Here is an 11,410-nt window from a genome sequence, read left to right as displayed (position 1 = left end):
CTGCGCCACGCCGGAGGCTGGTTTCATTGCGCTGCCAAAGAGGGCGGCATGATGGTGCCAGACATCAACATTGGCATCAACATTGGCATCAACATGGCCATCAATCTGGACACCGACCTCGAAGTGCTTGCAACGAAGCTTCGCTCCAGCAGCGGCATTGCGGCAAAACACGATATCGGCGCGGTTACGGCCACTCTCGGTGTAAAGGACAAGTCCGTGCCCGTTGGTGACGATTGTGCCGCCTTGCCGGATGGTGACGGATACCTGCTGTTTGCCATCGAAGGGTTCATCAATGCCTTCGTCACAGCCGATCCCTGGTTTGCCGGGTGGTGTGGCGTCATGGTCAATATCTCCGATGTCGTGGCAATGGGCGGCAGGCCGACCGCGGTCGTCGATGCTGTCTGGGCCAAGGGTGAGGACGGCGCAACGCCGATTCTGGAGGGCATGCGGGCGGCAGCGGAAGCCTATGGCGTGCCGATCGTCGGCGGCCACACCAATATCCGAAACGATCGCAGTCAACTGTCCGTCGCCATTCTCGGGCGCGCGAAACAACTGCTCACCAGTTTCGATGCGCGGCCCGGCGACGTTCTGGTGGCGGCCGTTGATCATCGCGGCCGCTATCGCGCGCCCTTCGACAACTGGGAGGCGGCGACAACTGCGCCCCCGGCGCGGCTGCGCGGCGATCTTGAAATCCTGCCGCAGATCGCTGAGGCGGGGCTCGCTGTTGCCGCCAAGGATATCAGCCAAGGCGGCATCGTCGGCACGGCGATCATGCTGGCCGAGTGTTCCGGCGTCGGCATCGATATCGATGTGACGGCCATTCCCGTTCCCGCCGGGGTCAGTCTCGACCGCTGGCTTTCGACCTTCCCGAGTTTCGGATATCTGCTGTCTGTCGCGCCCGAGAACCTCGATGCGCTGCTTGCCCGTTTTGCAGCCCGTGATATCTGCGCCGCTGCCATTGGCATCGTACGGGCGGGCAGCGCCGTCGCGATTACGCACGGCCGTGATCGGATCGTTATTCGCGATCATCGGGAAACACCCTTGATGGGTCTTGGACCGATGGAGCATTCCGCATGATCCAGCCGCTGCGCATCGCCATGCTGACGCACTCCACCAATCCGCGCGGCGGCGTCGTGCATTCGATGCAGCTTTCCGAAGCACTGACGACGCTCGGCCACGAGGTGACCTTGCACGCGCCCGATGCGAAAGGTTCCGGATTCTTCCGCGAGCCAGCCTGCCGAACGGCTTGCTTTCCCTTAAAGGCTGCTGCTCCTGACATGACGGCGATGGTAGGGCAGCGCATAGACGACTACGTCGGGTATTTCGAACAGACGGTTACCCGCGATTTCGATATTTTCCACGCCCATGATGGCATTTCCGGAAACGCGCTGGCGACGCTGAAAGAGCGTGGCCTGATCACCGGGTTCGTCCGCACCGTCCACCATATCGATCACTTTGCCGACCCGTGCCTGATGGCGTTGCAGGACCGCTCAATCGATCGGGCCGATGCCTGCCTCGCCGTCAGCGCCCTGTGGCAGGCAGCCTTGCGCGACACCAAAGGAATCGACGCCACAGTCGTCGGCAACGGGGTCGATACGCAGTGTTTTGCGCCTTCATGGAGTGGTGACCAGACAGAACTGCGCGATCGCATCGGGCTTCACGTCGGCCCCGTCTTTCTCAGCATCGGCGGGATCGAGGCGCGCAAGAACACACTCGGGATACTCGAGGCTTTCCGGCAATTGCGTGCGGTCAAACCCGATGCGCAATTGGTCATTGCCGGTGGCGTGTCTTTGCTCGATCACCGCGATTACCAGGAGGAGTTCCAATCGCATCTGCGCACGCTGCGCGCGGATGCATCCGCCGTGCATATCATTGGCGCCGTGTCGGACGACGACATGCCCAACCTCTACCGGCTCGCCGATGCTCTTGTCTTCCCCTCGCTGAAGGAGGGGTTCGGGCTGGTCGTTTTGGAGGCAATGGCAAGCGGCGTGCCCGCCATCGTGCCATCGATCGCGCCGTTTACGGAATATCTCTCCAGCGAAGACGCCATCTGGTGCGATCCGCTGCATCCCGCCTCCATCGCCGAGGCCATGGCGCTGTCGCTCATGGCCCCTATACGCGACCGCATCATCGCCCGCGGACTCGAGGTTGCCGGCCGCTTCAGCTGGCGCCGCGTCGCGGAGGCTCATCTGTCCACCTATGTCACTTTGAAGGAGGCTGCCCATGCCTGAAATGCGTTTTGTCATCACCTGGCCCGATGGCCAGGAGGAGACCTGCTATTCACCCTCGCTGATCATCCGCGATTTCTTCACCCAGGGCGAAAGCTATCCGGTGGCAGATTTCGTCGACCGAAGCCGCAAGGCGCTGACCATCGCCAGTGACCGCGTCGAGGCAAAATACGGATTTGCCTGCTCCTCCGCCAACGACCAGCTCGCCCGTATCGAAACCGCCGCAGCCCCTTTCCTGGAACACGCGGATGCCCGCGTGCGCTGCGACACCTTCATCCTGTGAAAGGACAACCTGTGACCAAGTCCCTGAAGCCCCATTATAGTGCTGTCGTCGTTGGTGGCGGACAGGCCGGCCTCTCCGCCAGCCACTACCTCAAGCAACACGGCATCGACCACGTCGTCTTCGAAAAGAAGGCCGTCGCCCACAAATGGCAGAACGAGCGCTGGGATGCCTTCTGCCTGGTAACGCCGAACTGGCAATGCCAACTTCCCGACCATCCCTATGACGGGGCTGATCCGCACGGCTTCATGGTCAAGGACGAGATCGTCGCCTATGTCGACCGCTTCATCAAAAAGGTCGATGCGCCTGTGTTCGAAGGCACCAGCGTCACCGCGCTTGAGAAAGCCGGAGATGTGTTCAGCATCGAAACCTCTATCGGCACCGTCACGGCCGATTCGGTCATTCTCGCCACCAGCCTCTATGCCCAACCCTTCGTTCCGCGCGCCGCAGAACGGCTCCCCGATCATATCACGCAAATCCATACCGCCGATTACCGCAACCCCGCACAACTACCGCCGGGCGGCGTCATCGTCGTGGGCTCCGGCCAGTCCGGCTGCCAGATCGCCGAAGACCTGCATCTGGCCGGCCGCAAGGTGCATATGGTCACCGGCAATGCGCCGCGTTGCGCCCGCTTCTACCGCGGTCGGGACGTCGTCGACTGGCTGGCCGATATCGGGCAATATGACATCACCATCGCCCATGACGGCATGGCGAAAAAGAAGCACGACACCAACCACTATCTGACCGGTCGCGATGGCGGCCGCGATATCGACCTCAGGAAATTCGCCCTGGAGGGCATGGCTCTCTATGGCCGCATGACCGGCGTGGTCGCGGGCAAGATGCAGTTCGAGCCCAATCTCAAGGGCAATCTCGATGGCGCCGACCGTGTCTATAACGGCATCAACGCACTCATCGATCGCTATATTGCGGAAAACGGCATTGATGCACCGGAAGGCGGACCTTATGTGCCGCTCTGGCAGCCGGAAGGCGAAACGATCGAACTGGAACTCGAAGCCCAGGGCATCACCGGCGTCGTCTGGGCGACGGGCTTTACCCCGGACTGGTCCTATGTTGGGCTGCCGATCTTCGATGGCACCGGCTATCCGATCCAGCGTCGCGGGGTAACCGGTGTCGATGGCGTCTATGTGCTTGGCCTCCCCTGGCTCTGGACCTGGGGGTCCGGCCGCTTCCTCGCCGTCGGAAAGGACGCCGAATATGTGGTCGATCATCTGGCAACGCGGCTGGAGCAGACACGGCGCCCGCTGAAACAAGCGGCGAACGGGTAAGCGATGAACCTCGCTTTCCGGACGCCCGTTTCGCACGAACCATCGAGCCGCAATCTTATGGAACGCGCGCTCGACCCGCATCTTCTGGTCGGCATGCCGCACCTGACACCGCACGGCCTGTCGGAAACCTGGCTGATGAAGGAGCTTGGCCACCGGCACTGGCTGATGCTGGCGCGCGATCTTGGCATGGACAATGCCGATTTCAGAACGGCCGGCGGAGACGAGGCCTATGCCGCCATCTGCGCGACGTCGCTGACCGCTGCTCGCCTCGATCTGGTCAGGGCCAACGCCATCCTGACCATCCGGTCCGGACATTCGACGATCACGCGCACCCAGACCGCGACGAACCATGATCTATTCGTCGGGGGCCGTCGCATCGGACGGGTGGAATTGATCTCGGCCTTCGTTAACCGCGAAATCGAAGGCCGCAATCATTCCCTTGCGCGGGTGACAATTGCCAAGCCGCAGGCGCGGTCATTCGCATCCAGCAGTCTCGCCACGCACGCCGCAGACATTCGCAACGGCCGGGTTGCCACATATTGGGGGCTGCCCATGGACGCCTCAGAGCCGCTCCGATCCTACAAATTTTCTCCCAGCGTATCGCAGGAGTTCAACGGAGCAGGCCTTTTCTATTTTGCAGAATTCCAGGCTCTCGCGGATCGCGCGCTCGATTCCTGGTTTCCCAACAGAAAACCAGTGGTTCGACGGGATGTCTTCTTTCTCGGCAATATCGAACCGAATGAAAGCGTTTCCTTCGACCTCATCGGATGTTCAAACGATGAAGACATAATTCATGGCCAGATCAGGCGGCGATCCGGAGATCTGATCGCCAAGGTCTTCATTTCCTCAGAAAGTCTGTCGTCGTATCTGCCCTGACGCCCGGCTCGATGTGGTCGAAGAGCATCGCCCGCACAAAGGCCTGAGCAACCGGGCGGCATATTGCCATCCACCGACCCGGCTGCGAGATGGACCATGAAGGGTTTCACGTCAGCCCGACATCTCCAGCGTTTCGTCTAGTCGTAAGAGATTACCTGATCTTCCGTATGAAGCTGAGTTGCAGATAGTCGCCGTCAAATGCGTTTCGACTGTAGACGTCGGTCAGGTATTTGATCGAAACCGTCGTGCGCTGGTCGGGAAAGTCGACGGCCAGGATTGGTCCGAGCCGGATCGACTTGTGCCTCTGGCCATCGCCCGCCGGCACTGCGAGTGAACCGGTGTCGTCCTCGATCTGCCATTCACCTTCGTACCGGCGACACGCCATGGACGCCGCCAAATCATGGCCTCAATAAATCAAAATCAATCCGTTTTGCATGCCGGATTATAATTTTGCGACCTATTGCGCCGTCAAATCTCGTCAGGCATAGACGACGAAACCCGCAAGACTGCAGGCAAATCAAGACGGCGATGGCAGAGGGAACGCAAGCAATGGCAAATGGCGCGACGCTGGTGCTTGAAGGGTCAGACGGGCTCCGAGCCGAATTTTCCCGCTGTGGCGCGCGCCTGCTGCGCCTGGATGTTCCCGTCCGCAGTGGCGGCAGCACGCAGGTGGTGATCGGCAGCGCTCTGGACGGGTTCCAGCTTGACGGTGACACGTGGGGCGGCACGATCTGCGGCCGTTTCGCCAACCGTATCGCCGACGCCTCCTTCGAACTCGACGGTGTTCGCTACAGCCTGCCAGCCAACCACGGAACGAGTTCGTTGCACGGCGGGCCCGAGGGATTTGGCCTGCGCGACTGGAACGTCGAAGCCGCTGGTGACACGCTGATCTTTTCGCTGAATTCCGCCGACGGTGACATGGGCTATCCGGGCACGATGGATGTCCAGGCGGTCTATGGCATTTCCGGTGCGACACTGTGGCTGGAGATCACGGCCACGACTGACAAGCCAACCGTTGTCAATCTCACCCAGCACGCCTATTGGAACCTCAAGGGCGAAGGCAATGTCTTGTCTCACGAACTGGAGATCCCTGCCTCGCATTATTCCGCCGTTGATGACCGACTGATCCCGCTCGGCGCGCCTGACGACGTGACGGGCACGGTTTTCGACTTCCGCTCGATGCGCCCTATCGGCCAGATCTACGACCACAGTTTCTGCCTGGACGCCGGACGTGGCGACTTGCACCTCGGTGCCAAACTACTCGAGCCGGAAACCGGCCGCATCATGGAAGTCTGGACGACAGAGCCGGCAATCCAGCTTTATACAGCCAACCATTTTTCCGAAGCCCTGGTCGCGCCGTTCTCTAAAGTGATACTCAACGGTGCCATCGCGCTCGAGCCGCAAACCTACCCCAACGCTCCCAATGAGCCCACCTATCCCAGCGCGGTTCTGCGGCCTGGCGAAACCTATCGCCACCGGATCGAGTGGCGGTTCTCGGGCTTCTGACCTTCAACTTCCGATCCAACGTCTACGCGACATCATCCGGTGAAATGCGGGCGCTGTTCCTTGCGGCGCCCTGCCGGCAACATCGTGCGGTCGCTCCGGGATCCGACGGTGGCCGTTCGGGGTTCGATGCGAGACCCTTCGATATCAGGCCCTCGACATCCGGCGCCGCTGACTGATCGCGGCAATGTCCATCACACACATTGAAAAGCTGAAACTGATCCCTGCAGGGGGCGTGGCTTGCCGTGTCCATTTTACGCTCCGATGCGCGAGGCAGGATGCAAGGCCATGCCCGACGGTGTTCAACGCAATCGCCCCAGATCCACCGCCGTTTTGCGCCCCAGATTCTTTTTTGAAAACCATTTGACTAAATCAATTCCCGCTGTCACTCTTTCGTCATACGGAGATCTGGATATGGCATTGCGCGGTACCAATCAGGAAACAGGAAGGCCGTACAATCGACGGATCGTGCTGGAAGCGATCCGTTTGCGCGGACCCACGACACGTGGGGATATCGCCCGCAGCGTCGGCCTCACCGTGCAGACCGTATCCACCATTGTCCGGGAACTCGAAGATGAAGGGCTGATCCTGTCTGTCCAGAAGGCTCCCGAAGGTCGGGGTATCCCGCCTTCGGCCCTAACCATCAATCCGGATGGCGGACATGCGCTCGGCATTCACGTCACGCCGCTGGGGATCGAGGCGGCCGTGGTCAATCTGCGCGGCGACGTGGTCGATAGCGTGCGTCGCGAGGTCCTGAACGTGGCGCCCGGCGAAGCCTTCTCGATCATCGCCGACATGGTCACACAGCTGAAAGCCAGCCCGCATTGCGGTCGCCTGCTCGGTGCGGGAGTTGCGCTTCCCGGACCCTTCGACGTAGAATCCATGAGCTTTGTCGGTTCGACGACGATGATCGGCTGGAAGAATGTCGACATCCGGCAGCATCTGGCCGATGCGACCGGCTTGCCGGCTTTCATCGAGAACGACATGGCGGCCGCCGCACTCGGCGAACAGCTCTACGGCCTCGGCCAGCAGCTGTCGAACTACTACTATCTCTTCTTCAGCGTCGGTCTCGGCGGTGCCGTTATGCATGACGGGTCCGTCATGCGGGGAGCCTGGGGCAATGCCGGCGAAATCGGCCATATTCCCGCCGTCCCCGATGGCGAGGCATGCCCTTGCGGCAATCGTGGCTGCCTGGAGCGTTACCTGTCGCTGGATGCTTTTGAGCGCCGCGGCTTGCCGGCGGACGAATGGGTGCAGGAGATTGCACCGTTTTTCCGCAATGCCATCCGCACGATCGAAAACCTCTTCGACCCGGAGACGATCGTACTCGGCGGCCTGGCGCCCCTGCCGTTGCTCCACCAACTCACAACCCTTGTCGATGGACTGGACAATTCGATCTCCGCCCGCGCCCACCGCGCCCATCCGCGCGTCGTCCTGGCCAGCGACTGCCAGCATTCAGCGCTCCGCGGCGCGGCAGCACTCGCCGTTTTCGGCGTGCTGTCGCCGCGCTACGGCCAGATGTTTGAAACATTAGAAAAGGGGAACAACGAATGAGCGAGAAACTACTCGTCCTGGATGATATCCGCATGAATTTTGGGGCAATCGAGGCCCTCAAAGGCATCAGCTTCTCGATCGGCAAGGGAGAGGTTGTGGCCCTGCTTGGCGACAATGGCGCCGGAAAATCAACGCTGGTGAAGATCATCTCCGGCGGTCTGCGGCCGACATCGGGGCACATGCTCTTCGAGGGGGCAGACTATCAAGCCAAGACACCCGCGGAAGCCAAGGCAGCCGGTATCGAAACTGTCTACCAGGACCTGTCGCTGTGCACCAATGTCGACGTGGTCGGCAATTTTTTCATGGGCCGCGAGATCACCCGCAAGGTTGCCGGCATTCCTTTCCTCGACGAGCGTGCGATGGAAGAGATCACGACCAAGGCGCTGACCAGCGCCGGTACCCGCATTCCCTCCATGCGCACCAAGGTCGAGCATCTGTCCGGCGGCCAGCGGCAGGCGATCGAGCTCAACCGTTTCGCCCATTGGGGCGGAAAACTGCTTCTGCTTGACGAGCCGTTTGCCGCCCTCGGCGTCGAACAGACAAGGCGCGGACTGGACATGATCCGCCATGTCGCCAACCAGGGCATCGGCGTCGTCATCATCACCCACATCATGCAGCAGGCCTTCCAGGTCGCTGATCGCATCGTCGTCATCCGTCACGGCGTGGTCGCCGGCGATGTCGAGAGAGCCAAAACAAGCCCGGATGCAGTGATCGAGATGATCACAGGGCAAAGCCTCACCGGAGCCGGACCGGTGGGCAAAGAATGAAAAGGGGTCCGGCTTAAACTGGAGAGAACTATCATGAAACGAATAGTGATAAGCTTGCTGAGCGTTCTAGTGCTTGGCCTTTCAATGCTCACAACGGCCGCGGCCCAATCCAAGGGCGTCGTCTATTACCTCGTGCCGACATTGCTCGATGAATTCCAGACGGGCTCGGTCAGTGCATTGGAAATGTTCCTGAAGCAGACCGGCTACGAGATGAAGACGCTCAATGCCGACAACAAGACCGACGCTCAGCAATCGCAGATGAACGATGTCATCGCGTTGAAACCTGCGGCGATCATTCTGGCGGCTGTCGATTTCAATGCGCTGAAGCCGTCCATCGACGCAGCGCGCGCCGCTGGCGTCCCGGTGGTCGAGTTCGATCGCCAGATCACCTCGACGCCATCCGACTTCACCTCCGTCGCCGGCACGATTGAGATCGGTCACGTGGCCGCCGACCAGGCTGAGGCCATGCTGAAAGCCAAGAAAGGCGACGTGGCAGGCAAGATCCTCCAGGTTCTCGGGGACCCGGGCGATCCCTACACGCTCGATATCCAGAAGGGTTTCGAGGAGAAGATGAAGGCCTTCCCGGGCGTTACCATCATCTCGGTGCCGGCCATGCAGTGGGAAGCCAGCAATGCAGGGACGATTGTCTCCGACCAGATGCTGGCCAATCCCGATATCGACCTGATCTTCCTGCATGCCGCACATCTGTCGGTCGCAGCCGTCGCCTCGCTTGAGGCCGCCGGCAAGAAGCCGGGCGACGTGATGATGATGAGCTCCAACGGCGCACCCGTCGGCCTCGATCTGATCCGCAAGGGCTGGCTCAATGCCGAAGTCGAGCAGCCGCTCTATGCCCAAGCAGCAGCCGTTGCCATGTTCATGGACAAGATTGCCGGAAAGCAGGAAATCAAGGCCGGCGACTATGACGTGCTCGGCCTGAAAGGCGTGGTGACGATCGAAGCCTGGGGTCCGAACATCAAGATCCCGGGCGCTGCGATCACCAAGGAAAACGTCGACGACCCGGCTTTCTGGGGCAACATGAAGCCACCGACCGGCACGATCGAATCCGTCAAGTAAGACGGCTTTTCCATCCGGGGTCCACATGGACCCCGGAACCCTCGCCCTCCAATCCGGAATTGCCGTATGACTCCTCGCACCCGCAAGACTCTTGAATTCATTCTCGACAATCTCGTCTGGTTCATGCTCATCGTCGTGCTTGCGCTGTTCTCAGCCTTGATCCCGAACTATTTCCAGATCGGCATCTTCACCAACATCATCGAAGCATCGAGCGTACTCGGAGTCATGTCGATCGGTCTGGCGCTGGTGATCATCACCGGACACATGGACCTGTCGGTCGAATCCGTCGCGGCCCTGTCGGCGATGGCTGTCGGCATCCTGTTCTGCTCGGCCGGCATCGGGCTCGGTATCAAGCTTTCCCCCGAATGGCTGATGATCCCCGCCTCGCTGCTGGTCGCCTGTGCCATCGGCGCGCTGATCGGCCTCTTCAATGGCTTCCTCGTCGTCAAATTGAAGATGAGCGCCTTCATCATCACGCTCGCCTCCTTCATCTGGGTGCGCGGTCTCGTATTGGCCATTTCCGGGGGACGCTCCGCCCAGGATCTCGATCCGGCCATCCGCTGGTTTGCCATAGAGCGCTTCGCCGGGATCCCGCTCTCTGCCTGGATCGCGATCGGCTGCTTTCTGATCTTCTCCATCATGATGGGCAAGACACCGTTCGGTCGGCACCTGATCATGATCGGCGGCAATGAGACCGCAGCCTACCGCGCTGGCATTCGCGTGACCCGCAACCTGATCATTGCCTTCGTGATGGCCGGCGCCATCGCCGGTCTTGCCGGTTGGCTGCTGGCGGTTCGCACGTCCGGCGCCACGGCAAATCTCGGGATCGGGCTGCTGTTCAACGCCTTCGCGGCCGTCGTGATCGGTGGCGTCAGCCTCAAGGGCGGCGTCGGAGCTCTTCCCGGCGTCTATGCCGGCGTGCTGCTGCTCTCGTCGATCAACACGGCCATCAACCTGATGGGACTGCCGGCGAACTATACCCAGGTCATCCATGGCTTCCTGGTGCTCGCAGCCGTTCTTCTCGATACATTCAAACAAAGGCTCCGCCAGAGGCTCGCATGACAGACAGATTGAAAGACAAGGTTGCACTGGTCATCGGTGCATCCCGCGGCATCGGCAAGGCGATTGCCGTCCGCTTCAAAGAGGAAGGCGCCAAGCTCGTGCTCGCCGATTTCGACGACGAGGCAGGGCGGGCAGCGGCCGACGAAATCGGCGCCGATTTCGTACGCACCGATATCTCGAAAATGGACGATGCCGTCGCGGCGGTCGAATTAACGCTCGAACGTCACGGCCGGCTCGATGTCATCGTGCAGAACGCCGGCATCTATCCCTGGCAACTGATCGAAAACACCTCGCCCGACGACTGGGACAATGTCATGGCGGTCAATCTGCGCGGCTGTTTCAATGCTGCCCGCGCCGCGCTGACGCCAATGAAAAAGCAGGGATCGGGACGCATCCTCTTCACCTCGTCGATCACCGGCCCGCATGTCACAAGCCCCGGCCACGGTCACTACGCCGCCAGCAAGGCCGGCATCAACGGCTTTATCCGCTCGGCCGCTTTGGAATTTTCGTCCTACGGAATCACCGTCAACGGCGTCGAGCCGGGAAACATCCTGACCGAGGCGATCCAGCTGCATCGCAGCGCCGCCTTCATCAAGAACATGGAGGATGCAATTCCGCTGGCGCGCCTCGGCTCACCACGGGATGTGGCCAATGCCTTCCTGTTCCTCGCTTCCGATGACGCGAGCTATGTGACCGGCACCACGATCATCGTCGACGGTGGCCAGCTTCTGCCAGAAGGAGCAGATTTCCGCCTGTTGCCGCCCTGACAGGAACCTACCG

The 11,410-nt window shown here is 60.9% G+C and carries 12 protein-coding genes; 11 read left to right on the top strand and 1 reads right to left on the bottom strand.

What is annotated here, in order from left to right:
• Positions 1–93: 93 nt before the first annotated feature.
• From PDO_RS14770 to PDO_RS14750, 5 genes are read left to right on the top strand one after another with little or no spacing between them, the layout of a single operon-like run.
• Positions 94–1,077 carry a sll0787 family AIR synthase-like protein gene (locus tag PDO_RS14770; protein ID WP_037074296.1) on the top strand — a complete coding sequence of 328 codons (984 nt, stop codon included), beginning with the start codon at positions 94–96 and terminating at the stop codon, positions 1,075–1,077.
• A complete protein-coding gene (locus PDO_RS14765; protein ID WP_007603206.1) occupies positions 1,074–2,231 on the top strand; it encodes an MSMEG_0565 family glycosyltransferase in 1,158 nt (385 codons plus the stop codon). Before PDO_RS14770 ends, PDO_RS14765 begins: the two co-directional genes overlap by 4 nt.
• Positions 2,224–2,511, top strand: a complete 288-nt coding sequence (locus PDO_RS14760; protein WP_007603204.1) for an MSMEG_0570 family nitrogen starvation response protein — start codon at positions 2,224–2,226, stop codon at positions 2,509–2,511. The genes PDO_RS14765 and PDO_RS14760 overlap by 8 nt, the downstream gene beginning before the upstream one ends.
• Before the next feature lie 11 nt (positions 2,512–2,522).
• Positions 2,523–3,794 carry an MSMEG_0569 family flavin-dependent oxidoreductase gene (locus PDO_RS14755; RefSeq protein ID WP_007603202.1) on the top strand — a complete coding sequence of 424 codons (1,272 nt, stop codon included), beginning with the start codon at positions 2,523–2,525 and terminating at the stop codon, positions 3,792–3,794.
• A gap of 3 nt (positions 3,795–3,797) precedes the next feature.
• The gene (locus PDO_RS14750; RefSeq protein WP_052023461.1) at positions 3,798–4,670 is read left to right on the top strand and encodes a Pnap_2097 family protein; all 873 of its coding nucleotides are present in this window, start codon (positions 3,798–3,800) and stop codon (positions 4,668–4,670) included.
• A gap of 151 nt (positions 4,671–4,821) precedes the next feature.
• Here the strand turns inward: PDO_RS14750 and PDO_RS14745 are convergent, their stop codons facing one another.
• On the bottom strand, positions 4,822–5,055 hold the full coding sequence (locus PDO_RS14745; RefSeq protein ID WP_007603198.1) for a transporter: 234 nt from the start codon (positions 5,053–5,055) through the stop codon (positions 4,822–4,824).
• A 164-nt stretch (positions 5,056–5,219) separates the two neighbouring features.
• On the opposite strand from PDO_RS14745, the gene PDO_RS14740 reads away from it, so the two are divergent.
• The 6 genes from PDO_RS14740 (at position 5,220) to PDO_RS14715 (ending at position 11,397) form a co-directional block, all read left to right on the top strand.
• Complete coding sequence (locus tag PDO_RS14740) at positions 5,220–6,176, top strand: aldose epimerase family protein (RefSeq protein WP_007603197.1); 957 nt, start codon at positions 5,220–5,222, stop codon at positions 6,174–6,176.
• A 411-nt stretch (positions 6,177–6,587) separates the two neighbouring features.
• A complete protein-coding gene (locus PDO_RS14735; RefSeq protein WP_007603195.1) occupies positions 6,588–7,727 on the top strand; it encodes an ROK family transcriptional regulator in 1,140 nt (379 codons plus the stop codon).
• Positions 7,724–8,494, top strand: coding sequence for an ATP-binding cassette domain-containing protein (locus PDO_RS14730; RefSeq protein ID WP_007603193.1), 771 nt, complete (start codon positions 7,724–7,726; stop codon positions 8,492–8,494). Before PDO_RS14735 ends, PDO_RS14730 begins: the two co-directional genes overlap by 4 nt.
• Before the next feature lie 33 nt (positions 8,495–8,527).
• Positions 8,528–9,568 carry a sugar ABC transporter substrate-binding protein gene (locus PDO_RS14725; protein ID WP_007603191.1) on the top strand — a complete coding sequence of 347 codons (1,041 nt, stop codon included), beginning with the start codon at positions 8,528–8,530 and terminating at the stop codon, positions 9,566–9,568.
• Positions 9,569–9,634: 66 nt separating this feature from the next.
• Positions 9,635–10,630 carry an ABC transporter permease gene (locus tag PDO_RS14720; protein ID WP_007603188.1) on the top strand — a complete coding sequence of 332 codons (996 nt, stop codon included), beginning with the start codon at positions 9,635–9,637 and terminating at the stop codon, positions 10,628–10,630.
• Complete coding sequence (locus PDO_RS14715; RefSeq protein ID WP_007603186.1) at positions 10,627–11,397, top strand: SDR family NAD(P)-dependent oxidoreductase; 771 nt, start codon at positions 10,627–10,629, stop codon at positions 11,395–11,397. Before PDO_RS14720 ends, PDO_RS14715 begins: the two co-directional genes overlap by 4 nt.
• Positions 11,398–11,410: the final 13 nt, after the last annotated feature.

It is taken from the genome of Rhizobium sp. PDO1-076 (genome assembly GCF_000247475.1).
Taxonomy (GTDB): domain Bacteria; phylum Pseudomonadota; class Alphaproteobacteria; order Rhizobiales; family Rhizobiaceae; genus Allorhizobium.
The sequence above is the reverse complement of the archived record's forward strand: the minus strand, read 5'-3'. Positions and strand labels throughout refer to the sequence as shown.